Raw genomic sequence first — 25,140 nt, 5'->3', positions numbered from 1 at the left:
CACCTTGTCACTGTGACAAGGTCAAGCGCGCGCGGCCACCTCGTAGTCGCCCGGCTCGAACGTGCGGGTCTTCCAGCGGAACAGCACGGTGGCGCCGGGCCAGTTGTTGGTGATGCGGCCCGAGGCATTGCGGTACCAGCTGGAGCAGAAGTTCCAGGGGGTGTCCTTCAGGCGGTGCTGGAGCCAATCGTCCCAGGACTGTTCGACATTCGGGCGGGCGGACACGAAGCTGCCCGGCCGCCGCGCCAGATAGCCGATGGCCTGGCGGATGTAGCGGGCCTGCGCCTCCAGCATGTAGATGATGGAGCCGGAACCCACATTGGTGTTCGGGCCGTACATCATGAACATGTTCGGGAAGTGCGGTACGGACATGCCCAGGTACGCGCGGGCACCCTCGGCCGCCCACTCGTCGGACAGTTTGCGGCCGCCCAGTCCGTAGATGTTCATCGGCGCGAGGAACTCGGTGCCCTTGAAACCGGTGCCGTAGACGATCACGTCGACCGCGTGCTCGACGCCGTCTGCGGTCCGGATGCCGGTCGGTGTCACCGCCTCGATGGCCGTGGTCTCCACGGTCACATTCGGCTGCGCCAGCGCCGGGAAGTACTCGTTGGAGAACAGGCCGCGCTTGCAGCCCGCCGCGTAGTCGGGGGTGAGCTTGGCACGCAGTTCCGGATCCGGGACCTGTTTCTCCCGGTGCCGGTCGGCGATGGCGATGACGGGCGACTTGATCGCGGGGATATCGGTGAGCGCCAGCGCCAGCACCTCGAAGAAGGACCAGATGGCGAACCGCTCGGCCAACCGCACCGGCGGCACGTACTTGAACAGCGCGTGGTGCAGCGCCGAATACTCGGTGTCGAACTTCGGCAGGATCCAGGCGGCCGAACGCTGGAAGAGGGTGAGGTGCTCGACATTCGGCTGAATGGCCGGAATGTATTGAATGGCACTGGCTCCGGTGCCGATGCAGGCCACCCGCTTGCCGGTGAGATCGACGCTGTGATCCCACTGCGCCGAATGGAAGGCCGCGCCGGTGAAGGACTCGATACCCGGCAGATTCGGCATGGCCGGGCGCGACAGCTGGCCCACGGCCGGAATGAGAATGTCGGCGGTGCGGGTCGCACCGTCGGCGGTGGTCACCCGCCAGACGCCCGCCCGCTCGTCGAATTCGGCGTCGGTGACCTCCACGCCGAACTCGATGTGCTCGGGAATGCGGTACTTGTCGGCGACCGCGCGCATGTATTCGTGGATGTCGCGCTGATGCGAGAAACGGCGCGGCCAATCGGATTTCGGTTCGAACGACCACGAATACAGCGGGGACGGCACATCGCAGGCCGCGTTCGGGTAGGTGTTCTCCCGCCAGACGCCGCCCAGCTCGGCGGCCTTCTCCAGCAGGGTGAAGTTGCCTATGCCGTGGCGGCGCAACTCCAGCGCCATGCCCAGGCCCGCGAAACCCGCGCCGATGATCAGAATGGACGGCTCACGACTCATACACCGACGGTAGAGGGCCGGGTGGCCGGTAGCGAAGACATCGCGGGACATGGAATCGGTATTTTCGGCCACCATGATCGGCGCAGCGGGGTACCCCGGGCGGCACTGTCTCAACCAGCGGGTCTGCGCTCGACTGGACAGCCCAGACAGTAGCGCATATATTTCACGGAAGAATTTACTTCAATTTGCTTGTCTCGGTTCGGGATTGGTGTTTTCTGCGGCGCCGCAGGGGGTGTCGTTGCCCATCGATGCCGTGCTGAGACCTCCGGGTCGGCTCGGCGCTGCGTGGGGCGGCGGCGTGTCGACATTCAGCTTGCGGGCGGCGAAGGTGGGGTTCGCCGCCCGCAAGCTCCCCCGCCTCTCCGCGTCTTCAGCGCACGGCCGAGTGCCGTCGCCGGTTGTGCACGCGTGCTTGCGGTCGACTGCCGAAACCATTATGGGCGTACCCGGCGAGTTACCCCGGACCTCACGAGATCAGTTGTCGCCTGGTGAAGAGGACATGTTTGGTACCCCCGATCACATGATGTCCGATTTCGGCTATCCTCGCCGGTTAGTGACCTGTCTCACGGTCACTCAGGGAAGCGCGAGGGAGCGGTTGGAAATGTTGAGCACCATGCAGGATGAGCAGCTGTCGCTGGCGACGCTGCTGACGTACGCATCCACCTTCCAGGGCGACAGCACCGTGTCCACCTGGACCGGGGAGGGCGTCCGCACGCAGACCTACCGGGAGATCGGGGCCGATGCGGCGCGGCTGGCCAATGCCCTGCGTGGACTCGGCGTCGGCGTCGGCGATCGGGTCGGCACCTTCATGTGGAACAACAACGAGCACATGGTCGCGTACGTGGCCGTGCCCGCCATGGGCGCGGTGCTGCACGCCCTGAACATCCGGCTGTTCCCCGAGCAGCTGATCTACGTGGCCAATCACGCCGAGGACCAGGTCGTGATCGTGGACGGCACGCTGCTGCCGATGTTCGCCCAGTACCTGCCCAGCCTGAAGACCGTGCGCCACGTCATCGTGGCCAACGGCGACGCCGCCGCGCTCACCGCTCCCGAGGGCGTGCAGGTGCACTCCTACGCGGAACTGCTTGCCGCGCAGCCGGATACCTTCGACTATCCGATCATCGACGAGCGTTCCGCCGCGGGCATGTGCTACACCTCCGGCACCACCGGCGACCCCAAGGGCGTCGTCTACTCGCACCGCTCCAACTGGCTGCACGCCGCCCAGGTGTGCGCGCCCAACGGCATGGGCTTCACCGCCGACGACACCGTGCTGGCCATCGTGCCGCTCTTCCACGCCAACGCCTGGGGCATTCCATACGCCGCGCTCATGTCCGGGTCGAATCTGCTCATGCCCGACCGCTTCCTGCAGCCCGCGCCGCTGCTGGAGATGATGGCCGCGGTCGAGCCCACCTTCGCGGCGGCCGTGCCGACCATCTGGGGCGGGGTGCTGGCCACGCTGGCCGCGCAGCCGCAGGACATCTCGCATCTGCGCACCTGCGTTGTGGGTGGTGCGGCGGTGCCGCCGTCGATGATGCACGCCTTCGAGGAGAAGTTCGGCGTGAAGCTGCTGCATGCCTGGGGCATGACCGAGACCTCGCCGCTGGGTTCGGTCTCGCACCCGCCGACCGGCACCGAGGGTGACGAGCGCTGGGCCTACCGCTACACCCAGGGCCGCTTCCCGGCCGGTGTGCAGGCGCGGCTGGTCGGCGACGACGGCAATGTCGTGCCCAACGACGGTGTTTCGCTGGGTGAACTGGAGGTCAAGGGGCCCTGGATCACCGGCTCCTACTATTCGCCCGACGGCGCGCAGGTCGACCCCGACAAGTTCCACGACGGCTGGCTGCGCACCGGCGATGTCGGCAAGATCAGCCCCAATGGCTACCTGACGCTGGTGGACCGCTCCAAGGACGTGATCAAGTCCGGCGGCGAGTGGATCTCGTCGGTGGATCTGGAGAACGCGATCGTTGGGCACCCGGCGGTGGCCGAGGCCGCGGTCATCGGCATTCCGGACGAGAAGTGGGACGAGCGACCGCTGGTCGCGGTGGTGCTGGCGGAGGGCGCGACGGCCAAACCTGAAGAGCTGCGCGAATTCCTGGTCGACAAGTTCGCCAAGTGGCAGCTGCCGGAGTACTGGACCTTCATCTCCGAGGTGCCGAAAACCAGTGTGGGCAAGTACGACAAGAAGCGGCTGCGCGGTCAGTACGCCGACGGCGAGCTGACGGTCACCACGCTGTCCTGATCCATTCCGATCGAATCCCGGTGGCGGGTGCGACTTCTCGGTCGCACCCGCCATCGGCGTCTGTGCTGGCACGAGTGCGCCGTCATGCGTGATTGCCGCCGCGCGTGACAGCCATTACAGTGGAGCCTCAATAGGAACGTCAGCGTTCCCAAAACGTCGACGTTTTTCAGCAGCTGTAGTGGAGTCGCGCATGATCGGTACAGGACATACCGCAACAACCACCGCGTCCAACGGGCTCGCGGCGGTGCAGACGATCTCGGCTCCACTGCACGACGCGCGGGCACTGTCGCAGCGGCTGGTCACGCATTTCACCGAGGTGGTGACCCCCATCGGCAATCTGCCCGGTGAGGTGCTGCGCGGCGAGGTCACCAACGTCACCCGGACCTGCGTGGAACTCGCCACCGGCGTCCTCGAGGGCCACGATGTCGAGGACAAGGTCGAACGCCTGCACCGGGCGGGCGCGGAATGGGCGCGCGAGGGCATTCCCATCGGGGCCATCCACCGTGCGGTGCGCGACGGCGTGGAACTCGCCTTCGGGCTGGTGCTGGAGGCCGCCGGACCCGACGACTACGCCCGGCTGATGCTCACCGCCCAGCGGTTCCTGGAGATCCTCGCGCTGATCAACGCTGCCTTCGCGGTCGCCTACGTGCGCGAACACCGGGCGGCGGCGGCCGAACACCACACGGCCGTGCAGACCGTCACCTCCGCACTGCTGGCCGGACGCTCCGCGGCCACCATGGCGCGCTCCGGGGGAGTGGAGATAGCCGACTCGTATTCGGTGCTTGCCCTGGGTATTCCGGCACCGCAGCCGCGCCCCGGACTCGATCTCACCGTCGCCGCCCGCCGCACGCTACGGCGCGTCCAGGCCGCGCTGGCCGCGCACACCGCCGGTCGCGGGCTGTCGCTGCTCGGCACCGAGGGCGGCACCGTGCTGGTGCCCACCCCGGAACCGCTGCCCGTGGCCGATCTGGTGAGCCGACTGTCCGCGGCCACCGGGGTCGCACTGACCGCCACCGTGGTGCACACCGCGACCGGCGGCATTCCGGAGGCGGCCGAGCGCGCGCACGAACTGCTCGACATGGTGCACCGGCTGCAGTGCGCGCCGGGCCTGTACCGGTTCGACGATCTGGCGGTCGAATACCAGCTCACCCGGCCCGGGCCGGGCCGCGAACACCTCGGTGCGCTGCTCGACCCGCTCGACGAGCATCCGGACCTCATGGAGACGCTGCGCACCTACGTCGGCAGCGACCACAGCCGACAGCGCACCGCGCGGGTGCTGGGTGTGCACACCAATACGGTGGACTACCGGCTCAAGCGCATCGCGCAGCTGACCGGTTTCGATCCGTCGCGGCCGTCCGGGCTGTGGCATCTGCGGTCTTCGCTGGTGGCGCGGACGTATCGGAATTCGGCGGCGGGGAGCGCCGCCGCCGATGGGCTGCCGTCGCGCGGTATCAACCTGTCGGGCAAGGAATTCCAGCGCATCTGAGCGGGCTGGGGCGCATCCGGAGGCGCAGCGAGTCCGGGGGCGCGGCGCGTCTGAGGGGCGCGGCGCATTCGAGGAATGCGGTGCCACCGAGAGAAACGGGGCGACGGTGGGCGTGGACAGTACCCGCTGGACACGAACGCGCCCCGATCCTCGCGCAAGTAGGACCGGGGCGCGGAGCACGGCTTCGCCCCGGCATGGAGCGAGGAATCGGCTCGACGTGCCGGGCGTGATCGACTCGACGCAGCGCTCGGCTTCGCCCGGCGCGGAGCACGTGACTGCCCGGCGTGGAGCATGGGACCGCCCGGCGCCGATCGTCGTCACGCCGGTGCGACTTCCGCATCGTTTCGATGTGGGTTCACCGGCCGGGAATCGGCGGCGATCTCGATCCGCTCCCGAATCGGGCTGCCGGTAACCATTCTCGCGCACAGCTCGGCGAACTCCCGGTGCTGGGCCAGGGCCCGGCGCGAGGTCGCGACCGACCACACCGTATCGATCCCGGCGGGCTGGAGCGGACGGCCCGCGAAACGGTCGGCCAGCCAATCCATCATGACCGGTGCGCCCAGGAACTGCAGGGGCAGATGGGCACTGAGCCGATCGCGCAGATAGTGCACGTGGCCGCCGCCGTACAGGTAGCGCCACACCTGGGCGTCGACATCGCCGACGGCGATCACCTCGTCGTTCACGCCCTGCACGACCAGCATGGGCATATCCGGAACCCGGTGGCCGGGCCGGATGTCGGCGAGGATGCGCCGCATCTCCGGATGGTCGAGGAAGGCGTCGACACCGCCGCGCACATGATTGTCGACACTGCGGAAGGCGAGCTTGGCCAGCAGCGGGATGGTGGCGCTGGTCTCCGCGCGCAGCAGCAGCCGCAGGTAGTCGGCCGAGACCCGGGTGCGCATAATGCGATCCAGCTGCGGATAGGCCCGGCGCAGCCCGGCGGTGAACACCATGGCGAAACCCGCGAAGGCGGAACCGTTCATGCGCACGAAGGCGGCCGCGGGATCACCCACCGGTGAGCCCGCGGCCGCGCCGACGATATCCAGTTCGGGGGCGTAGTCGGTGGCCAGTTCCGCCGCCCAGCTGGTGGCCAGACCGCCGCCGGAATAACCCCACAGGCCGATCGGCGTGCCGGCGTCCAGACCGAGCGGGTCGAAGCGCAGGGCGGCGCGGGCCGCGTCGAGCGCGCGGTAGCCGGGCTCCCGGGCCGCGCCGAACCGACCGCTGAGGCCCTCGTGATCGGGGACCGAGACCGCCCAGCCGCGCGCCAGGGCGGCGGCGATGAGCGGCAGCTCCAGTTGCGGAATGGCGCCGAGCGCCCGCGCGCCGTGCCGTAACGCGTAGGAGGGGAAGCACTTCGGGGCGACGGCGTCGATGGCGCACTGAAAGGACACCAGCGGCCGCGAGGCGTCCGGATCGGCCTCCCAGGGCAGCGCGACCGTGGTCACCGCCGCTTCCGGGACGCCGTCCAGATCACGGGTGCGGTACAGCAGCTGCCAGGCCGAGATCCGTTGCGGCACCACGCCGAACAGGCTCAGTTCGACCTGGCGGGAGCGCAGTATCTCGCCGGGCGCGAACCGCTCCAGCTCGGCGGGGGCCGCGTGGAACGGGTCCGCGTCGGGCAGCACCGGCCGAGTGTGGGCGGTGGGTTGTGGCCGGAGCGGCACGGCCGGTGCGGTCTGCGGCATTACAGCTTCCCTCCGCCGCCGATCATCCAGGGGTTGAAACTGCACACCAGCTCCGGATGAGCGATCGGATCGAGTGCGCGCAGCGCGATGGAGATAGCGCGGGGCGAGTACATGAGCGTCAGATGGTCGGAGAAGTCCTGCTCACAACCCTGTTGCAGGGTGATGTTCTCGACCGTCGCATCCGGCCCCGCCTGGAGGAAGGTCCACTCGTACGGATTGGAGATCTGATCGTGCCGGGTGCCGACCGAGGTGTAGGAGACGCCCGGCACGGTATCACCGTCGGCGTTCAGGACCGCGTAGAAGTGTGAACCGACCGCCTGCTGAATATTCGCGGCCCCGATAATGGGTTGATAGAAACCCAGAATATTGACGCCCAGATTCGTGATGATCCGGCCCAGTGTCGCCATTCCCAACAGCGAGGTGCCGTGATTGGTCGCGCCGAAAGTGATCAGCTTGCCTACTTTGTCGTGCCCGCCCTCGAATTTCATGTAGTGACTCGTGACCGGGCCGCCCTGGGAATGGCCGATCACATCGACCTTGTCGGCACCGGTCGTGGCCAGCACTCGATCGACCAGGACGCCCAACTGTTTCGCGGAATCCTCCATCGGTCCGACGCCGTAGCGACCGGGCAGAATCGGTCCGACACCACCGCCGTCGAGCACTCCGAGCCGTCCGAAATTCGTGGTGAACACACAGAATCCGGCGCGGACCAGCTGCGGCGCCATATACGCGTAGGTGTCGTAGGCATTGAGCCAGGTGCCGTGCACCAGCACCACCGGCCGCGGGTGTTCGGCGGACGGGCGGCAATTCCAGTCGTTCGTACCGGGCGGGGCCGCGTCGGGATTCGACAGTCCGTGTGCGAACGCGGCCAGGAACGACGACACCTCCGGACCGTTTCCGCGGGTATCGGTGGCGAAGCTGCGGGGGGTCGCCGATCCGGAACCACTGCCCGAACTACTGCCGGAATCCACGATGAACTCTGGCGTGCGCCCATCGGCGGCCGGATTCAACAGGGAGTTCATATAGTTGGCCAGCCCCTCGGGGGTGGCCGGAATTTCTGGCTCGGCGTCGGCCGCTCCGGCCGAGAAAGCCACGGTCGCGGCCGCGGCACCGGTGAGTACGGCACTCACCAGCATCCGAATACCTCGTTGCATCGGAAACCTTTCGTCATTGTCCCGAACCGGGACCGTCCCGAACCCGAATTCGACGGTAGGGCGGGCGAATCCCGCATGTCACTCACGCTGTGTCAACCGACAAAGCGGCCGGGCGGGAGCGGGTGACGGTTTGTGGCGGGTGACAGGGCTCACTCGGGCAGCGGGTTGGCCAGGGCGATGGCGGTGCGGGTGAACAGCGGAGCCAGCAGCGGCAGCGCGGTCGCGCCGCGCTCGTGCAGACAGTTGCGGACCCGGTCGTCGATACCGCCGAGCAGCATGTCGATGGCCTCGGGATCCGGGTCGGCGGGCAGATCGCCCTCGCGGACGCCGATGCGCGCCACCGCCATGATGTAGTCGGCGAACATCCGGTGCACGCGGGCGCGGTGGGCGACCAGCGCCGGTCCCGCCGCGAGGGTTTCCACGTAGAGCGCCCGCGCCGCGCCCGGCTGGCTCGCCAGGAAGGCCAGGTAGATCTCGAAGGAGATCCGCACCCGGTCGGCGAAGCGCACACCCTCCATGCCGGTGACCGTGTCACGCAGCCCGTCCAGCGCGGCCTGCACCGCCAGATCGTATGCGGCGGCGAAACATTCGTCCTTGCCGCCGAACATGGTGTAGAAGGTGCGGCGCGCCACCTTGGCGCGGCCGACGATATCGGCCACGGTGGTCGCCGCGTAGCCGACCTCGCCCACCGACTCCAGTACCGCGGTACACAGCCTGCGGTACTGCGAACTCGTCACCTCTTCGCGACTGAGCCGATGCCGTCCGCGCGGCAGCGGCCCCGCGGCCTCCTCACTCACACCGCACAGAATAGGTGCGAGTGCGCCTGGACCACCGACCGACTCTCAGGGAGTGGGCTGGTGAAAACTCCGCTGGGCAAGGTGCACCGCCGCTCACGCCCGAAATCGCCGATCGACCGGCTCAGCTCCGGCGCGCGGGTCCGGTATGGCGGATGTGGTCGTTCCGTTCCGCCGACGGCCGCCGTACGGTGGGGTTGCGGGCGGATGCCAGCACGTGGATGGGCGGGACGAGGAGGACCGGGTGACGGTCGGGTTGCTCAAAGCGGTGGGGAATCGTGCGTACACGGAGGTCGAATCGGCGCGGCTGGTGCTGCGTACCGGCGTGGTGAGCGTCGAATCGCCCGCGACCATGGTGGCGGCGGCCACCGCCATGCTGCGGTACGGCACCATAGCGGCGGGACTGACGCTGTCGGCGGCCCGGTACGGCAACCGGACGGCGGTCATCGACGAACTCGGGTCGCTGACCTTCGCCGAGCTGGAGGAGCGGTCCAATCGGTTGGCCAATGCCTGGCGGGCGCGGGGATTGCGCGGCGGTGAGGGCGTGGCCATCCTGGCGCGCAATCACCGCGGCCTGCTGGACGCGGTGTTCGCCGCGGCCAAGTGCGGTGCGCGAATCATCCTGCTGAACACCGACTTCGCGGGGCCGCAGATCCGGGACGTCGCGACCCGGGAGGGCACCGACCTGCTCGTCTACGACGAGGAGTACGGGGAGATGCTCGCCGATGTCGCACCGCGGCACGGCACCTGGCGCGCCTGGACCGAGAAGACCCGTCCGGATTGCCTGGAAGCGCTCATCGCCGAGGGCGACCCGTCGCCGCCGCCCGCCCCCGGGGCCATGCCCAAGCTGATCCTGCTGACCTCCGGCACCACCGGCACCCCCAAGGGTGCGCCGCGCGCGGAACCGAAATCCCTGGCCGCCCTCGGCGCGCTGCTGTCGAAGGTGCCCTTCCGCGCGGGCGAGGTCACCGAGTGCTGCGCCCCCATCTTCCACACCCTCGGATTCGCCTGCGCCATGCTGGGTCTCGGCTTCGGCTCCACCCTGGTGATCCGCCGCCGCTTCGACCCGCGGACCACCATCGAGAGCATGGAGCGACACCGGGTCACCACGGTGATCGCGGTGCCGGTCATGCTCGCCCGCATCGTCGACCTCGGCGGCCGCGCGCTGGTGGGCCGGGATCTCACCGCATTGCGCATCATCTTCGTGGGCGGCTCCCAACTCGGCGCGCAGCTGGCCCGCGACCTGACCGGCCTGTTCGGGCCGGTGGTCTACAACGTCTACGGTTCCACCGAGGTCGCCTACGCCACCATCGCCACCCCGGACGATCTGGCCGTCGAACCCGGCTGCGTGGGCAGCCCCGTGCTCGGCGCGCGGGTGGAGATCCTGGACGACCGGGGCCGTCGGGTACCCACCGGCACCACCGGCCGCATCTTCGTCGGCAATTCGGTGCAGTTCGAGGGCTATACCGGCGGCGGCGACAAGGAACGCGTGCGTGGCCTGCTGTCCTCCGGCGACGTCGGCCACTTCGACGCCGCCGGAAGGCTTTTCATCGACGGCCGCGACGACGACATGATCGTCTCCGGCGGCGAGAACGTCTTCCCGGCCGAAGTGGAGGAGCTGCTGCACACGCATCCGGAGATCCGGGAGGCCGCGGTCATCGGCGTCGACGACGAGCGGTTCGGCGCCCGCCTGCGCGCCTTCGTGGTCCGGCAGCCCGACGCCACCCTCACCGAGGAGGACACCAAAGCCTTCGTGAAGCGGAACCTGGCCCGCTACAAGGTCCCCCGCGACGTCGTCTTCCTCGACGAACTGCCCCGCAATCCGACCGGCAAGGTGCTGAAGAAGCGGCTGCGCGAACTCTGATCTCACCGCCGATGACAGCGTCTCGTTCATGCGGGGTCTGTCCATCGTTCGAAGACGGCGGCCAAGCCCTGTCCGCCGCCGATGCAGAGGGTGGCCAGACCGTAGCGGCCGCCACGGCGGTCCAGCTCGCGCAGCAGGGTGGCGACCATGCGGGCACCGGTCGCACCCACCGGATGTCCGAGCGAGATGCCGGAGCCGTTCGGGTTGAGCCGCTCGTCGTCGGCGCTCAGCCCCCACAGCCGCAGCACCGAGAGCACCTGTGCAGCAAAGGCTTCGTTGAGTTCGATGACGTCCATATCGGCGAGGGCGAGCCCGGCGCGCGCCAGCGCCCGATCGGTGGCGGGCACCGGACCCAGACCCATGGTGCGCGGATCCACCCCGGACGCGCCCCAGGACACCAGGCGGGCGATGGGGCGCAGGCCGAGCTGCGCGGCCCGCGCGGGCGTGGTGACCACACAGGCCGCCGCACCGTCGTTTTGACCGCTGGAATTCCCGGCGGTCACCGTGGCTTTCGGGTCGACGCCGAGCCGGATGGGGCGCAGTCGCGCCAACTTCTCGAGGCTGGTGTCGGCGCGCGGGTGTTCGTCACGATCGACCGTGACCGGTCCGGCACCGCGGTCGGGCACGGTGACCGGTACCAGTTCGGCCGCGAATCGTCCGGCCGCCTGCGCAGCCACCGCCAGCCGGTGCGAGCGCACCGCGAGCGCGTCCTGCTCCTCGCGGCCGATGCCGAATTCGGCACGCAAATTCTCGGCGGTCTCGATCATGCCGCCGGGTACCGGGAAATCCCTGCCGCCCGCCGTGATGCGCGCGCGGGCCAGGCGGTCCGCGAGGGTGACGCCCGATCCGGTGACGCCCCAGCGCATTCCGGTGGCGTAGAACTCGGCCGAACTCATCGACTCCACCCCGCCCGCCACCACCAGATCGCTGCCGCCGCTGCTCACCTGCATACACGCCTGGAGCACGGCCTGGAGACCCGAACCGCACCGGCGGTCCACCTGCACGCCCGGCACTTCGACGCCGAGCCCGGCGTCCAGGGCGGCCACCCGGCCGATGGCCGGAGCCTCACCGGTGGGCCCGGCCTGCCCGAGAATCACATCGTCCACGGCGCTCGGTTCGATGCCGGTGCGGCGCAACAGTTCTGCGATCACGGTGGCGGCGAGGGCCTGCGGTGCGACGTCGGTGAAGACGCCGCCGAATCGGCCGACCGGCGTGCGGAGTGGTTCGCAGATGACCGCGTAGGACAAGAATGCTCCCGGATGTCGACAGGTGAGCGGATCGAGGGCGAACGCGGCCACCGCCTCCTGACAAGCAGGGCGGCATGGGCGGCGGCGGCCGCGCGGCTCCAGCCTGACAGGCGACACCATGTAAGTTCCAATACCGAATCACTCAATCAGTAAGACGAAGATCTACCTAGTAGAGGCCGTGGTGGAGTTCCGTCATGTCGCGGGCTTCCTCGCGGTGGCGGAGGAACTGCATTTCGGTCGGGCGGCCGAACGACTGCATATGGCACAGCCGCCACTGAGCCAGCAGATCCGAGCCCTGGAACGCGAACTCGGCGTCCCGCTCTTCGAGCGCAACACCCGCTCGGTGCGGCTGACCGCGGCGGGCACGGCATTCCTGCCCTATGCCCGCCGCGTGCTCGACGAACTGGAGGCCGCCCGGTTCGCGGCCCGTGCCGGTGGACGCGGCGAGGTGGGCCGGGTGTCGATCGCCTTCACCGGACCCAGCAGCCGCGAGGAGATACCGGCGCTCACCCGTGCGGTGCGTGCCGCGCACCCGGGGATCGAGTTGCGTTTGGAGAGCGGCTATTACGCGGGCGCGACGGTGGCCGCCATCGCCGACCGCGAGATCGACCTGGGGTTCGTGCGCATGCCGGTGCGGAGAGCGGGCGTGCGTACCCGCGTCTACAAGTACGAACGACTGGTCGCGGTGCTGCCGATCGATCATCGGCTGGCCGACGCGCCCGATATCGAGGTGGCGGATCTGGCCGACGACCCGTTCGTCAGCCTGCCCGGTGCACGCGGTTCGACCGTGCGCGAACACATTGTCGCGGCGGCCTTCCAGGCCGGATTCGCACCGCGCATCGTGCAGGAGGCCGGCGACACCTACACCCTGCTGGACCTGGTGGCGGCGGGCGTGGGCGTCACCCTGACAGTGTCGTCGGTGCGGCACATCCGCAGTCCCGGCATGGTCTACAAGGAATTGCGCGGCGAGCGGCCGCCCATCGAGGCCGCGCTCGCCTGGCGCGAGGACAACGCGTCTCCGGCGCTGCGCGCGGTGCTGCGGATCGCCGACGAGGTCTTCCCGGGACCGAGCGACTGAGCGGCCCGCCGGGCGGGTGCACTGTGGGGACGCTGGGCGGGCGCGCTTCCGGACGTCGGGCGGGCCTCATCGCCTTGCGGCGTCACGACACGGGTATTCGTCCGGGGGAGAGTGCGACTAGCGCGGGACCTCGTCACGCCGCAGCGGGTCCTGGAGTTCGATCGCCACCAGCAGGTCGATCAGATCTCCGACACCGCGCGGGTTCCGCCCGGTCTGCTCCTGAATCCGCCCCAGCCGGTACTTCGCCGTATTCGGGTGGATGCAGAGTGCTTCCGCCGCCTCGCGCAGATTCATGTCCGCGGCGGCGAAGGCACGGATCGTCGCCGCCAGCACCCCGCCCCGCGAGCGGTCCTCGGCCAGCAGCGTCGCGATGCGCGGGTCCACCAGATGCCGGGCGGTGTCGTCGGCGCGCAGCACGAGGTAGCGGAACGGTGTCAGATGCGGTAGCGCCATGACGCCGCCGTCCTCCGGGAGCAGCTCCAGTGCCGAGCGCGACTCCTGGTGTGCCCGTGGCAGATCCGCGATCCGGGTGACCACCGGGCTCACACCGACGGCGAGCCGGATCCCGGCCGTCCGCAGCTTGTCGTGGGTCTCACGCAGCCGCGCGCACAGCTCGTCGGTGCTGCCGCGGCCCAGCGCCGGAATCGCCACCACCTCGTTGCGGTGGGGCGCCGACAGGGTGCGCAGGCCGTTGACTCCCACCCGAGCCAGTGACGACGCGGTGAGCTGTGTGGCGTCCGAATCGGTGTCGTGCGGATCCAGCATCGCGGCGGTGACCACCACCAGCGGCGCATCGGCGTCGACGCCGATGCCGAACCCGTGCGCCAGCGACAGCTGTGGACCCCGGTCCGGCAGTGCGCCGCTCAGTAGGGTCTCCAGCAGTTCCCGGCTCTCGTGGCCGTTCTCGGACTGGTAGCGCTGGAATTCCAGATAGGCGTTGGCCGCCTGGGTGCTGATCAGATCGCAGTACCGGTTCAGCGGCACCACCATCGACAGCGCGGCCTCGCGGTCGTCCTCGGAGTCGCCCGCGTAGTCCATGAGGGATTTCCACAGCGCCTGCTGACCCAGCCGGAAGGCGTTGATGTAATCGACCAGCGCGAGCCCGGACCGCGCCCGCCGCGCCGCCGCCCGTCGCGTGTAGGCGATATCGCCGGGCGTCACCTTCCGATTCTCCAGCAGCGCGCCCAGCCCGATCCGGCACAACTGGGCGAGTTGATCGTGCACATCGGCGTGAAAGGTCTCGTCGCGGGCGGCATAGGCGGGAATCCGGCCCATGATGGCGGCGACACCGATATCGGCCATGTCGTGCACGTGGTCGAAGAGCCGGGTCACGATGCGCGTGCGGGCGGCCAGCACGCTCTCGGAGTAATGCACGGCCCCGATCGATTGTGATCCAGCGGACATGGGACGGGATTAATCCACGTGTCGCCCCGGCGTGTCAACGCCGGGAATGTGACGCAGACCATGTCCACGGGGGACAAATGCCGTCCGCGAAGTTGGTCCTCCGCGTCCAGTGTGCCGCCTGACCTGCGAATTTACGCTGAGCGAGTTCTATCCCTGCGGTGGCGGGCGCGGTTCGCGCTCGATACCGACGACAGCCCGCCGCCGCGCGGTGGGCCGGAGGACGCATGCTCGAAATCTCCCAACTCACGCTCCGCTTCGGCGGGATCGCCGCACTGTCGGACGTCGGCTTCCGGGTCGCCGCCGGCGGCATGGTCGGTCTCATCGGGCCCAACGGCGCGGGCAAGACGACCCTGTTCAACTGCCTCACCCGGCGGTACACCCCGGATGCCGGATCGATCGTCTACGAGGGCGCGTCACTGCTGGAGCGGCCGCCCTACGCGCTCGCCGACCTCGGCATCGCCCGGACCTTCCAGAACCTCGGCCTCTTCACCCGCATGTCCGTCCGGGACAACGTGCTCGTCGGCGCGCATCACCGCGCCCGCGCCGGATTCCTGGCCGCGGGGCTGCGGCTGCCGCGGGTGCGCAGCGAGGAGGCACGGCTGCGCGCGGAGATCGACGAACTGCTGGAGCGGTTGGAACTGACCGAGGTGGCCGATCGGCCCGCCGCGGGCCTGCCCTTCGGCACGCTCAAGCGCATCGAACTGGCCCGAGCGTTGGCGGTGCGGCCCCGACTGCTGCTGCTCGACGAACCCGTCAACGGTCTCAGCCACGGCGAGGTCGACGAGTTCGCCGAACGGCTGCGCGCCCTGCAACGCGACCTCGGGCTGACCGTGATCGTGGTCGAACACCACATGGGCTTCGTCATGGGCACCTGCGAGCACGTCGTCTGCCTGGAATTCGGTCGCGTCATCGCCGACGGCGAACCCGAAGCCGTGCAGCGGAATCCGGCCGTGATCGCCGCCTACCTGGGCAGCGCCGCATGAGCGGGGGGCCGTTCCTCACCGTCGACGACCTGCACGCCGGATACGGCGGGGCACGCGTGCTGCACGGGGTCGACTTCGCGGTCCGCCGTGGCGAGGTGTGCGCGGTGCTCGGGCCCAACGGCGCGGGTAAGACCACCCTGCTGCGGGCACTGTGCGGAATGGTGAAGGTGAGTGGCGAGATTCGGCTCGACGGTACCGAGATCACCGGGCGCGCACCGGAATCCGTGGCGCGACTGGGTGTCGCTCACGTTCCCGAGGGTCGGGGCACCTTCACGGCGCTGACCGTCGAGGAGAACCTGCGGGTCGGGGCCTACACCCGACGCGACCGCACCCGGGTGGACGCCGACCTGGCCCGTGTCTTCGACTTCTTCCCGGTGCTGCGGGAGAAGCTGGCCGAATCCGCGGGCGGCCTGTCCGGCGGCCAGCAGCAGATGCTGGCCATCGGCCGCGCGCTCATGCTGCGGCCCCGGCTGCTGCTGCTCGACGAACCCTCTCTCGGACTCTCGCCCTTGGTCACCCAGGAGCTCTTCCAGATCGTGCACACCATCAATGCCGAGGAGCGCACCACCGTGATAGTCGTCGAACAGAACGCGCACCTGGCGCTGGAGATCGCTCAGCACGCGCATGTGATCGAGGCCGGGCGCATCGTGCTGTCCGGCACCGCCGCCGCCATCCGCGCCGACGACCAGGTCGCGCGGTCCTACCTGGGATACCGGGTGTGATCGTGTCCGGACTGCTGCAACAGATCATCGAAGGGCTCAGCGCCGGTGCGATCTACGCCGGTCTGGCGCTGGCCATGGTCCTCATCTACCGGTTCACCGGCATCGTCAACTTCGCCCAGGGCGAGCTAGCCATGTTCTCCGCCTTCCTGGCCTGGCAGTTCACCGAGATGGGAATGCCGTTCTGGCAGGCGCTCTTCGCCACGCTGGTCGTCTCGTTCCTGGGCGGCATGCTCATCGAGCGGGTGGTGATCCGGCCCGTCGAGGGCGCGCCCGAACTCACCCTCGTGATCGTCACCGTCGGCCTCTACTTCTTCGTCAACGCCGCGGCCGGGTGGATCTGGTCGTATCAGGTGAAGTCCTTCCCGAATCCCTTCCCGGACGGTGCGTTACGTGCCGGGGGAGTGACCGCGGGGTACGGCAGCCTCGGCGTGATCGTGGTGGTGGCGCTGGTCATGGCGCTCATCTACCTGCTCTTCCGCTACACCAAGATCGGTCTGGCCATGCGGGCGGTGGCGAGCAATCCCGCCTCGGCGCGGCTGTCCGGTATTCGGGTCGGCGTCGTCCTCGCCCTCGGCTGGGGGCTGTCCGCCCTGGTCGGCGCGGTCTCCGGGGTGCTGTCCGCGCCCGTGCTCTTTCTCGAACCCAACATGATGGGAGGGGTTCTCATCTACGCCTTCGCCGCCGCCACCCTGGGTGGCTTCGACAGTCCGGGCGGTGCGGTGGCCGGTGGCCTCATCGTCGGCGTCACCGAAACCCTCACCGGCGCTTACGTGGACGTCATCGGCACCGAACTCAAGATCGGCGTGCCGCTGGTGATCATCCTCGGCGTCCTGCTGCTGCGACCGCAGGGGCTGTTCGGGCGAGCGGTGGTGGAGCGGGTATGAGTGACGAGACCACGGTCCTAACGGAGAAAACAACGGCTGCAACGCCTTCCGGCACGCAGGGACGCTCCGTTCCCGCTTGGCCGGTGCGCCACCGGAACCGGGTGGCGGCGCTGGTACTGCTCGGCGTGGCCTGCTACGCGCCGTTCCAGCTCGCGCCCTTCCACACCTTCCAGCTGTCCATGGCGCTGGTGTACGCCATCGCCCTGCTCGGCCTGAACCTGCTGGTGGGGCAGACCGGGCAGATCTCGCTCGGCCACGGAGCGTTCCTGGCGATCGGCGCGTATACCACCGCCGTGCTGCTGGACCGCTGGGACGCACCGCATCTCGCGACCCTGCCGGTGGCCGCCGCGCTGACCTTCGTGCTCGGCTACGCGCTCGGCGTGCCCGCGCTGCGGCTGCGCGGGCTCTATCTGGCCCTGGTCACGCTGGCCATCGCCATCTTCCTGGTGCCGCTGCTCAAACGCTTCGAAACGCTGACCGGCGGTTCCATGGGACTCACCGTGGCGAAACCGGAAGCGCCCGCGTGGACCGGGCTGGCCGAGGACCAGTGGCTGTATCTGCTGTCCCTCGCGGTCGCGGCGGTGAGCTTCCTGTTCGTCGCCGGGGTGGTGCGCTCGCGAGTCGGGCGGGCGCTCAACGCCATTCGGGATCACGAGACCGCCGCGGAGGTGATGGGTGTGCGCCCCGCGCACTACAAGACCCTCGCCTTCGCCTGGAGCGCCATGTTCGCCGGGATCGCGGGCTGCGTCTACACCTGGGTGATCGCCTTCGTCTCACCCGACTCCTTCGCGACCGGGCTGTCCATCACGCTGCTCGCCGGACTGGTCGTCGGCGGACTGGGCTCGCTGTGGGGGCCGCTGCTGGGCGGACTGTTCGTCATGTACGTCCCCAGCCTCGCCCAGGACGTCAATCAGGCCGCGCCCGGCGTGGTCTTCGGACTGCTGCTCATCGCGGTCATGTACCTCGCGCCGACCGGATTGGCCGGCCTCGCCGGCCGCGCGGCGCAGTGGATAGGAAATGTCGTTCGGAAGGGGAAAACCAATGCGCACTAAGGCCATTCGCGTCATCGGAGCCGCGGCGGCCGTGCTGCTCGCGGCGACCGCCTGCGGTGGTCGCGGCGAGGGTGACGGCACCGTCGCCCAGGGCGACTGCAAGGGTCAACAGACGGTCGGCATCACCGACTCGAGTATCGAACTGGGCGGGGTCTACCCGCTCTCCGGTCCGGCATCGGCCTACGGGGAGATCCCCAAGGGGGTGCGGGCCTACTTCGACTACCTCAATGCCGAACACGGCGGAATCGACGGCCGCACCGTCGAATACCAGGTGCGCGACGACGGCTACCAGCCACCCAAGACCGTGGAGGAGGTGCGCCGCCTGGTCGAACAGGATCAGGTGTTCGCCATCTTCCAGACCCTCGGCACCCCCACCTCCTCGGCCGTCTGGGACTACCTGAACCAGCGCGAGGTACCGCAGATCTTCGTCGCGGGCGGTGCCACCAAATGGGGTGCGGACACCGAACATCCGTGGACCATCGGCTGGCAGCCCAGCTACCGGGCCGAGGGGCGCGCCTTCGCCGAGTTCGTGCGGCAGGAGAAGCCCGACGCCACTGTCGCCGTGCTGTATCAGAACGACGACTTCGGGAAAGACCTGCGCGACAACTTCGTCGAGGCCATCGACGGCAGCGGGGTGCGGGTGGTGGCCGAACAGAGCTACGAGGTCACCGATCCCACCGTCGATCCACAGCTCCGCAATCTGGCCAACTCGAAAGCCGATGTGCTGCTCAACTTCTCGACACCCAAGTTCGCCTCCCAAGCCCTGGCCGGGGACGCCCGCAACCCCGATTGGAACCCGCTGCACATCCTGTCCATGGTGGCCAACTCGCTCAGCGTGCTGAAGCCGGTCGGGCTGGAGAACGTGCAGGGCGTGGTGTCCGGTGCCTTCACCAAGGATCCGGCCGATCCGCGCTGGGCCGACGATCCGGCCATCACGCTCTACCGGGAGAAGCTGGCCACCTACGCCCCGGGCGCGGACCCGACCAACACCTACACCCTGATCGGCTGGGCCGCCGCCGACAGCTTCGCCAAGACCTTCGCCTCCGCGAAATGCGCTACCCGCGAAGGACTCAGCGCCGCGGCCAGGTCGCTGTCCGGCGTGCAGATCGACACCCTGCTGCCCGGCATCACCCTCACCACCGGACCCGACGACGCCTTCCCCATGGAGGGCGTGCAGATCCAGCGTTTCGAGAACGACCACTGGACCGCCGTCGGCTCCGTCATCGACACCAGTGAATAGCCCTGTCCCTACGACCCATTCAGTTTCCAACCGGATCAACGAGGATCACCATGAAGTTCCGTAAGACCGTCGTCACCGCCGCGCTCGCCACCGTTTCCCTCGGGATCGCCGCGGGCACCGGCAGTGCCGCACCCGCGCCCGCACCCACCCAGACCGAGGTGCACTACGAGGTCGGCCGCCAAGGCGATGCGGCCGTCCTCACCACCAGCGACGGTGCGCTGCGGACCGTCGGCGACCAACTGGTGCTGACCGCCGCCGATGGCACTCCGGTGGCGGCCGTACCGCTCACCTATCGCATGAACGACACCGCGTACCCGATCACGGCGCGCATCGACGGCGGCACCGCGGTGCTGACGCCGCAGCGTGCCGGCGGCACCCCGGTGGCCGATATCGCCGCCAGCGAGATCGTCACCGCCGACCAGGTCGCCGCGCCCGTCGCGGAATCGCTCACCCCCCGCGACCAGGCGGCGCTGGGCACCCTGGCGCAACGCCTCACCATCGGCAGCGCCATCAGCGCCATCATCGGCGCGGTGGTCGGCGGCGGCATCGGCTGCCTGGTCGGCGGCGCGGCCGGCGCGACCATCGCCAGCCCGGTCATCGCCCTGCTGCTGCCCTTCGTCGGCGCCGCCATCGCCGGCTGCGTCATGGGCGCCGCCACCGTCGGCGCCGTCGGCGGCATGGTCGGCCTGGTCACGGTGGGCGGCCCCCTCGCCCTCTTCTCCGCCTTCCAATACTTCAGCACCATCCTGTCCCCCTGCCCGCCCGAACTTCCCGCCTGCAAGAACCCGATGACCCCGGCCCCGCCCAAGTAGTTCCACCGGCCCGCGTGGGTGCGACGACGGTCGTCTCACCCACGCGGTTCTCATGGGCGGCCGGTTGGGGTCCGCAGCGCCGCTCAGCTTCCGTCCTCGTGCCGATGCGAGGATTCGGGCGGAGAAGAGGAGGAACAATGCGATCGATTTCGCCCGAATCCCCGTCCGGTGCCGCGACCCGTCCGACGATCGGCGCGTACATGCAGCGGCAGCGGATACTGCTGGGTTTGACGCAGCAACAGGTGGCTGATCGGCTGTACATGTCCAAATCCGCGTATCAGAAGCACGAGAACGGTGAGCGCAATCCGACGGTGCAGGCGATACGCGACTGGTGTGATGCGCTCGAACTGACCTACGAGAAGCGACGCAAGGTGATTTCGATCGTGATGGGCGAACTGGTGCCCGTCGCCATCGGGTCGCCGGAGAACATCACCGACGATGATCTCGACTTCATCAATTCACTGCCCTACCCGGCCTGGCTGCACCGCGTTCCGCAATACGACATCCTGGCGGGCAACCGGGTCGGCATCGAGATGTGCCCCTTCCTCGACCCCGCGCTGGCGACCGGCGATCGGCCGCTCAATGTGATGGTGCAGTTCGCCAGCGACCCACGGGCACAGCAGATCGTGACCAATACCGATACGGTCCTGCACCGCCTCATCTACTTCCACAAGGAGATGGCCGCCGGCATCGTCCCCGAGGACGAGCTCGCCGCCATCCGCGCGGCCACCATGGCGCACCCGAAGGCGGAGCACTTCTGGAACACCCCCATGGAGCCGGAACTCTTCGACGACGACCAGGTGGTCATGGTGGACCCGCAGGGCCGGGAGACCCACTGGCGCATGCGGTCGCTGCAATCGATCCACCCGTGGTGCGACTACGAGATCTTCTTGCTCACCCCGCGCACCATCGTCGGGGGCACGCGGCGGCCGCTGATGTCGTGGCCGAATCGATAGTGAGCAGGCGCACAGCACACGAAATGTGTGTCGGCTCGAACTTGACGCAGGTGGGGGCCGGACAGGAATCTCGATGGGCCGGTGGTGTCCGAAGGGGGGTCACCACCGAGTGCGTGTGTTCACCATGGGATTCGGCGTGCGGGACACTGCCGTCCCGCACGCCGAATGCGTGGTGAACATCAGCAGTTGCGTAGTTCCGGGCTCTGGTTGAGCAGCTGGGCGCGGGTGGAGACGAAGGTGCCGTAGGTGTCGCCGCCCACCGCTGAAAGCGGGAAGGCCGCTACCCGGTGGCAGTTCTGGAAGGCGAGCTTCACGCCGAAGTGGCGCTCGAGACCGCCGCGGATGGCATCGGAGGCCATGGCGCGCAGCAGTTGGCCGCGGGCGGTCTCGTCGGGCGGGGCAATGGTGTTGTCGGCGTATTCGGCCGTGCCGGAGCGCAGCTCCGCGGCCACCCGCTCGACGACCGCGTAGGCGTAGGGCAGCGAATCGCGCACGCATGCGACGAAGTCGGCGTCGCTGACCTCACCGCGCTCGGCGCGTTCCAGCAGTGCGGTGGGTACCTCGAGTGACATGGCGCTCTCCTTGGGATGGCGGAAGGTGCCAGCCGATTCTAAATGACAAAGATTGTCAATTTCATTCGAACCGTCGTGAAAGTGTGCTCCGCAGAGCGGTTTTCGCCTCCTCGGACAACTGTCGCACCAGGTCGCCCGCCGGTTGTGCGGTGGTCAGGGTGTGGCTCTGGCCGGCCCAGAGGTTGACCGCGTCGGGGTTCGCCTCGGCCCGTGCGGCAGCGCGCAGGGGGCCGGTGGCGTGGTGGATCTCGGGGTAGGCCGCGGGGGCGTCCGGGTGGTCGAGCAGGAAGCGGTTGCGCAGGCCGCGGGCTCGGCGGCCGGTGAAGGCGCGGGTGAGCATGGTGGGGGTGTCGAGGGGGAGGGCGTCGCGGAGCAGGGCCGGGGTGCCGGCCTCCGGGCAGCGCAGGAAGGCGGTGCCCAGTTGGGCGGCGGACGCACCCGCGGTGAGCGCGGCGGCGACGGCCGCGCCGGTCGCGATGCCGCCCGCCGCGATGATCGGCACCTCCACCGCCGCGGTGAGCAGTTGCAGCAGGGCGAGCAGGCCGAGCGGATCGGTGGCGTCGTCCTCCGGTCGGTCCGCGAACGAGCCGCGGTGACCGCCCGCCTCACTGCCCTGTGCGATGAGCGCGTCCGCGCCCGCCGCCACCGCCAGCCGGGCCTCGGCCACCGAGGTGACGGTCACCCACACCTCGGATCCGGCCGCCCGCAGCCGGGCGATCTCGGCGGGCGAGGGGCAGCCGAAGGTGCACGACACCACGGGCACCGGCGCGTCGGTCAGCAGGTCGAGTTTGGCCGCCCAGTCGTCGGTGTCGTAGCGCGGCTCGCCGACCGGGAAGTCACGGCGCAGTTCCTCGAGATATCGGGTGTAGTCGGTGGTGGGCGTGGGCGCGGCGGGGACGAAGAGATTCATGCCGAACGGTGCGGCGGTGAGCTCCCGGGTGCGCGCGATACGCGCGGCGGTGTCGGCGGCGGAGAGGTAGCCCGCGGCCAGGAATCCGAGTCCGCCCGCGTTCGACACCGCGGCGGCGAGTTCGGGTGTGGAGGGTCCGCCCGCCATGGGGGCCGACACGATGGGGGTGCGCAGCTCGTCCAGAAGCATGCGCCCAGTGTGCTCCGGGTGACGTCGAGGTCACGGCGCGGGCTGTATGTAACAGCGCCGGGTGTCCCCTCGATGCGTGTCGTCCGGTTTGTCGCATGTTCGGGGGCGGTGCGGAAACCGCAGGTAGAAGGCATTCGTCCAGTTGGTTTCCGCGGAGGGGATAGGTCTGAGTACCCAAATTTCGGCCAAGCAAGGTTGCGGAATGGTCACGACGGAGTACTGTTTCCGTCACAGCGATGCCGAATCGTTACCGGAAGCATCACCACCCGAACGCTAGGACAAAGCTTTGGCTCAGCACCGAGAGAACTCGAACTCCGTATCAGTTATGGATTTGCTGGGCGAGAACGCGGGCGGCGTTCGGGCCAACCGTCGGCATCGCGCCGAGCCCAGCACGGCCGACCGGGTGAAGGTCGCCGCCGGCGCCGCGGTCGCCGCGGGCGCCCTCATCGGCAGCGCCAGCCAGCTGGTGCCCGCGCTGGCCAACGCCGCGCCGCTGTCCGGCAACAATGCCGAGAAGCGTGCCGCCGAGGACACCGATCTGAGCCTCGCCACCCAGACCCTCGAACAGGCCACCGAGGCCGAGGCCCCCGCTCCGGCGGCCCCCGCGGTGCCCGACGCGCAGGCCGCCCCCATCGCGGGCCAGGCCGCCCCCTTCGGCCTGACCAACCTGCCGCCCGAGATCGCCGCCCCGCTGGCCCAGGCCGAGCAGACCCTCAAGAGCCTGCAGCAGCAGTTCGCCCCCGCCCCGGCCGTCGCGCCGGTGGCCGGTCAGATCAGCTCCGGTTTCGGCAGCCGATGGGGCGCCATGCACTACGGCGTCGACTTCGCCGACGCGTTGGGCGCACCGATCAAATCCGTCATGGGTGGAACCGTCGTCGAGGCTGGTCCGGCCTCGGGCTTCGGCCTGTGGGTGCGCATCCTGCAGGACGACGGCACCACCGCCGTCTACGGCCACGTCAACGACATGCTGGTGCACGAGGGCCAGCGTGTGAACGCGGGCGACGTCATCGCCACCGTCGGCAATCGCGGTCAGTCCACCGGCCCGCACCTGCACCTGGAGATCTGGGATGCCGCGGGTAACAAGATGGATCCGCTGCCGTGGTTGGCCAGCAAGGGCGTCGTCATGCAGCAGCAGTGGGGCCCGGGCCTGTAGATCGTCAGGCGCCCGTGCCGGGACGGTTTCCGGACCGACGCGTCCCGGTGGGTGCGGTGACGACCTTGGATGAACTATTCGACCCGACCACGCTGCCGGGCCGCGCGTACGCCGCGCTGGTCCAGCACCCGCGTTCCACACTGACCGAAGTCGCGGCACGACTGGGCGCCCCGCCCCGCGTGACCGAGGCAGCGCTGGAAGCCCTCTGCCACATTCAGGCGGCGGTACGCATCGTCGACCACGACGGCAGCGTTCGCTGGGACGCCCATGCGCCGGAAGCTCTTTCGGAGGCCGAATCGCGTCGCCGCCATCACGACACGCAACGTATGCAGGCCGCCGCCGCGCGGCTGGGCGAGACCTTCCGCTCGGTGCGCCGTGCCACCGACACCAACGGCGCGATCGTCGCGGTGTACGAAAGACGGCAGCTGCTGGCCGACTTCGAGGATCTGCAGCACACCGCGCACACCCAGGTGAAGACGATCGAGCGCGGCCCCTACCTCTCCGACGTGGAGACCGAGGAGCGGCTCTTCGAACTCAAGACCGCGCGGCTGGCCCAGGGCATCGGCTACCGAACCCTGTACCAGGACACCATCTATCAGGATCCGGAACGGCTGCGGCACGTGCTGGCCACCAATGCCGCCGGGGCGCAGGCGCGCACGCTGCCCGATCCGCCGATGAAGCTGATCGTCGCCGACGACCGGCGCGCCATCCTGGTGCTGCACACCGACGAGCGCCGCGGCGACCCGATGGGCCTGCGCATCAGCGTCTCCCCGACGCTGGACCTGCTGGTGAAGACCTTCGACGTGCTGTGGGCCATGTCCACGCCGATCTCGGTGAACCCGCAGGAGTCCCTGGACGAGCGTGATCGCGCCATCCTCACCCTCATGAGCCTGGGGGCCACCGACGACACCATCGCGCGGCGACTGGGCCTGTCCCGCCGCACCGTGGTGCGGCGGACCGCGAGCCTGCTGGAACGGCTCGGAGCCAGCACCCGCTTCCAGGCGGGCGTGCAGGCCACCCGGCGGGGCTGGCTCTGACCGCCACTCTCTGTGGTGTATGTCACTGCGTTGACGGAACCGTGCAACACCTGCGCCCCCTCGTACCGATGGGTATAGGGAGCTCGGGCGGTCTCGGCCGCATCGCTTCCCCCATATAGGATTGCTCGGACCGCAGGCCCAGGCGACGACACCGGATCGACGCCCGTGGGCGCGGGCCGGATTCGCTATTC

Annotated in this window: 21 protein-coding genes; 13 read left to right on the top strand and 8 right to left on the bottom strand. The window is 69.1% G+C overall.

Annotated features, from left to right (window positions below; translation table 11 throughout):
- Positions 1 to 21: 21 nt before the first annotated feature.
- On the bottom strand, positions 22 to 1,485 hold the full coding sequence (locus ON31_RS25810) for a flavin-containing monooxygenase (protein WP_039817395.1): 1,464 nt from the start codon (positions 1,483 to 1,485) through the stop codon (positions 22 to 24).
- Between the two features lie 601 nt (positions 1,486 to 2,086).
- On the opposite strand from ON31_RS25810, the gene ON31_RS25805 reads away from it, so the two are divergent.
- Together ON31_RS25805 and ON31_RS25800 are read left to right on the top strand one after the other, a co-directional pair.
- Entirely contained in the window at positions 2,087 to 3,724 is a 1,638-nt protein-coding gene (locus tag ON31_RS25805) for a long-chain fatty acid--CoA ligase (protein ID WP_039817346.1), read from the top strand.
- A 190-nt stretch (positions 3,725 to 3,914) separates the two neighbouring features.
- Entirely contained in the window at positions 3,915 to 5,210 is a 1,296-nt protein-coding gene (locus ON31_RS25800; RefSeq protein WP_081592739.1) for a PucR family transcriptional regulator, read from the top strand.
- Between the two features lie 317 nt (positions 5,211 to 5,527).
- Here ON31_RS25800 and ON31_RS25795 read toward each other — a convergent pair whose 3' ends face one another.
- The 3 genes from ON31_RS25795 to ON31_RS25785 form a co-directional block, all read right to left on the bottom strand.
- Positions 5,528 to 6,898, bottom strand: coding sequence for a lipase family protein (locus ON31_RS25795; RefSeq protein ID WP_063821567.1), 1,371 nt, complete (start codon positions 6,896 to 6,898; stop codon positions 5,528 to 5,530).
- Positions 6,898 to 8,052, bottom strand: a complete 1,155-nt coding sequence (locus tag ON31_RS25790) for an esterase/lipase family protein (RefSeq protein ID WP_039817345.1) — start codon at positions 8,050 to 8,052, stop codon at positions 6,898 to 6,900. Before ON31_RS25790 ends, ON31_RS25795 begins: the two co-directional genes overlap by 1 nt.
- A 149-nt stretch (positions 8,053 to 8,201) precedes the next feature.
- On the bottom strand, positions 8,202 to 8,849 hold the full coding sequence (locus tag ON31_RS25785) for a TetR/AcrR family transcriptional regulator (protein WP_039817343.1): 648 nt from the start codon (positions 8,847 to 8,849) through the stop codon (positions 8,202 to 8,204).
- Between the two features lie 214 nt (positions 8,850 to 9,063).
- Here ON31_RS25785 and ON31_RS25780 point away from each other — a divergent pair, with 214 nt between their 5' ends.
- Positions 9,064 to 10,710 (top strand): acyl-CoA synthetase, encoded by a 1,647-nt coding sequence (locus ON31_RS25780; protein ID WP_051037758.1) that lies wholly within the window; start codon positions 9,064 to 9,066, stop codon positions 10,708 to 10,710.
- A 26-nt stretch (positions 10,711 to 10,736) separates the two neighbouring features.
- On the opposite strand, the gene ON31_RS25775 is transcribed toward ON31_RS25780, so the two are convergent.
- The gene (locus ON31_RS25775; protein ID WP_039817390.1) at positions 10,737 to 11,957 is read right to left on the bottom strand and encodes an acetyl-CoA C-acetyltransferase; all 1,221 of its coding nucleotides are present in this window, start codon (positions 11,955 to 11,957) and stop codon (positions 10,737 to 10,739) included.
- Between the two features lie 178 nt (positions 11,958 to 12,135).
- Here ON31_RS25775 and ON31_RS25770 point away from each other — a divergent pair, with 178 nt between their 5' ends.
- Entirely contained in the window at positions 12,136 to 13,035 is a 900-nt protein-coding gene (locus ON31_RS25770; RefSeq protein WP_255222259.1) for a LysR family transcriptional regulator, read from the top strand.
- Between the two features lie 117 nt (positions 13,036 to 13,152).
- Here the strand turns inward: ON31_RS25770 and ON31_RS25765 are convergent, their stop codons facing one another.
- Positions 13,153 to 14,439 (bottom strand): PucR family transcriptional regulator, encoded by a 1,287-nt coding sequence (locus ON31_RS25765; protein WP_051037752.1) that lies wholly within the window; start codon positions 14,437 to 14,439, stop codon positions 13,153 to 13,155.
- Positions 14,440 to 14,663: 224 nt separating this feature from the next.
- Here ON31_RS25765 and ON31_RS25760 point away from each other — a divergent pair, with 224 nt between their 5' ends.
- The 7 genes from ON31_RS25760 to ON31_RS25730 all read left to right on the top strand — a co-directional run bounded on the left by ON31_RS25760 (position 14,664) and on the right by ON31_RS25730 (position 21,088).
- Complete coding sequence (locus ON31_RS25760; RefSeq protein WP_039817341.1) at positions 14,664 to 15,422, top strand: ABC transporter ATP-binding protein; 759 nt, start codon at positions 14,664 to 14,666, stop codon at positions 15,420 to 15,422.
- Positions 15,419 to 16,144 (top strand): ABC transporter ATP-binding protein, encoded by a 726-nt coding sequence (locus tag ON31_RS25755; RefSeq protein ID WP_039817340.1) that lies wholly within the window; start codon positions 15,419 to 15,421, stop codon positions 16,142 to 16,144. The genes ON31_RS25760 and ON31_RS25755 overlap by 4 nt, the downstream gene beginning before the upstream one ends.
- Complete coding sequence (locus ON31_RS25750) at positions 16,141 to 17,028, top strand: branched-chain amino acid ABC transporter permease (protein ID WP_255222258.1); 888 nt, start codon at positions 16,141 to 16,143, stop codon at positions 17,026 to 17,028. The genes ON31_RS25755 and ON31_RS25750 overlap by 4 nt, the downstream gene beginning before the upstream one ends.
- 83 nt (positions 17,029 to 17,111) lie before the next feature.
- The gene (locus tag ON31_RS25745) at positions 17,112 to 18,080 is read left to right on the top strand and encodes a branched-chain amino acid ABC transporter permease (protein WP_255222257.1); all 969 of its coding nucleotides are present in this window, start codon (positions 17,112 to 17,114) and stop codon (positions 18,078 to 18,080) included.
- A complete protein-coding gene (locus ON31_RS25740) occupies positions 18,070 to 19,320 on the top strand; it encodes an ABC transporter substrate-binding protein (RefSeq protein WP_039817339.1) in 1,251 nt (416 codons plus the stop codon). Before ON31_RS25745 ends, ON31_RS25740 begins: the two co-directional genes overlap by 11 nt.
- 50 nt (positions 19,321 to 19,370) lie before the next feature.
- Positions 19,371 to 20,132, top strand: coding sequence for a DUF8020 domain-containing protein (locus ON31_RS25735; RefSeq protein ID WP_039817338.1), 762 nt, complete (start codon positions 19,371 to 19,373; stop codon positions 20,130 to 20,132).
- A 137-nt stretch (positions 20,133 to 20,269) separates the two neighbouring features.
- A complete protein-coding gene (locus tag ON31_RS25730; RefSeq protein ID WP_039817337.1) occupies positions 20,270 to 21,088 on the top strand; it encodes a helix-turn-helix domain-containing protein in 819 nt (272 codons plus the stop codon).
- A 179-nt stretch (positions 21,089 to 21,267) separates the two neighbouring features.
- Here the strand turns inward: ON31_RS25730 and ON31_RS25725 are convergent, their stop codons facing one another.
- Positions 21,268 to 21,660, bottom strand: a complete 393-nt coding sequence (locus ON31_RS25725) for an SCO5389 family protein (RefSeq protein WP_039817336.1) — start codon at positions 21,658 to 21,660, stop codon at positions 21,268 to 21,270.
- A gap of 61 nt (positions 21,661 to 21,721) precedes the next feature.
- The gene (locus ON31_RS25720; protein WP_039817335.1) at positions 21,722 to 22,759 is read right to left on the bottom strand and encodes an NAD(P)H-dependent flavin oxidoreductase; all 1,038 of its coding nucleotides are present in this window, start codon (positions 22,757 to 22,759) and stop codon (positions 21,722 to 21,724) included.
- Between the two features lie 325 nt (positions 22,760 to 23,084).
- Between ON31_RS25720 and ON31_RS25715 the strand changes: the two genes are divergently transcribed.
- A complete protein-coding gene (locus ON31_RS25715; RefSeq protein ID WP_051037750.1) occupies positions 23,085 to 23,912 on the top strand; it encodes a M23 family metallopeptidase in 828 nt (275 codons plus the stop codon).
- 56 nt (positions 23,913 to 23,968) lie between these two features.
- Positions 23,969 to 24,949: a helix-turn-helix domain-containing protein gene (locus tag ON31_RS25710; RefSeq protein ID WP_029931019.1), complete on the top strand. Its 981-nt coding sequence runs from the start codon at positions 23,969 to 23,971 to the stop codon at positions 24,947 to 24,949.
- The last annotated feature ends 191 nt before the right edge of the window (positions 24,950 to 25,140 follow it).

The sequence above is a fragment of the Nocardia otitidiscaviarum NBRC 14405 genome (assembly GCF_000308635.1).
Taxonomy (GTDB): Bacteria; Actinomycetota; Actinomycetes; order Mycobacteriales; family Mycobacteriaceae; genus Nocardia; species Nocardia otitidiscaviarum.
This window is presented reverse-complemented; position numbering and strand designations above follow the sequence as displayed.

What these genes read in the sequence shown, in the direction of transcription:
- ON31_RS25725 (WP_039817336.1), bottom strand. Translation starts at nt 21,660, where the DNA reads ATGTCACTCGAGGTACCCACCGCACTGCTGGAACGCGCCGAGCGCGGT.
- ON31_RS25810 (WP_039817395.1), bottom strand. Translation starts at nt 1,485, where the DNA reads ATGAGTCGTGAGCCGTCCATTCTGATCATCGGCGCGGGTTTCGCGGGC.
- ON31_RS25760 (WP_039817341.1), top strand. Translation starts at nt 14,664, where the DNA reads ATGCTCGAAATCTCCCAACTCACGCTCCGCTTCGGCGGGATCGCCGCA.
- ON31_RS25730 (WP_039817337.1), top strand. Translation starts at nt 20,270, where the DNA reads ATGCGATCGATTTCGCCCGAATCCCCGTCCGGTGCCGCGACCCGTCCG.
- ON31_RS25805 (WP_039817346.1), top strand. Translation starts at nt 2,087, where the DNA reads ATGTTGAGCACCATGCAGGATGAGCAGCTGTCGCTGGCGACGCTGCTG.
- ON31_RS25765 (WP_051037752.1), bottom strand. Translation starts at nt 14,439, where the DNA reads ATGTCCGCTGGATCACAATCGATCGGGGCCGTGCATTACTCCGAGAGC.
- ON31_RS25740 (WP_039817339.1), top strand. Translation starts at nt 18,070, where the DNA reads ATGCGCACTAAGGCCATTCGCGTCATCGGAGCCGCGGCGGCCGTGCTG.
- ON31_RS25735 (WP_039817338.1), top strand. Translation starts at nt 19,371, where the DNA reads ATGAAGTTCCGTAAGACCGTCGTCACCGCCGCGCTCGCCACCGTTTCC.
- ON31_RS25790 (WP_039817345.1), bottom strand. Translation starts at nt 8,052, where the DNA reads ATGCAACGAGGTATTCGGATGCTGGTGAGTGCCGTACTCACCGGTGCC.
- ON31_RS25795 (WP_063821567.1), bottom strand. Translation starts at nt 6,898, where the DNA reads ATGCCGCAGACCGCACCGGCCGTGCCGCTCCGGCCACAACCCACCGCC.
- ON31_RS25720 (WP_039817335.1), bottom strand. Translation starts at nt 22,759, where the DNA reads ATGCTTCTGGACGAGCTGCGCACCCCCATCGTGTCGGCCCCCATGGCG.
- ON31_RS25715 (WP_051037750.1), top strand. Translation starts at nt 23,085, where the DNA reads ATGGATTTGCTGGGCGAGAACGCGGGCGGCGTTCGGGCCAACCGTCGG.
- ON31_RS25755 (WP_039817340.1), top strand. Translation starts at nt 15,419, where the DNA reads ATGAGCGGGGGGCCGTTCCTCACCGTCGACGACCTGCACGCCGGATAC.
- ON31_RS25800 (WP_081592739.1), top strand. Translation starts at nt 3,915, where the DNA reads ATGATCGGTACAGGACATACCGCAACAACCACCGCGTCCAACGGGCTC.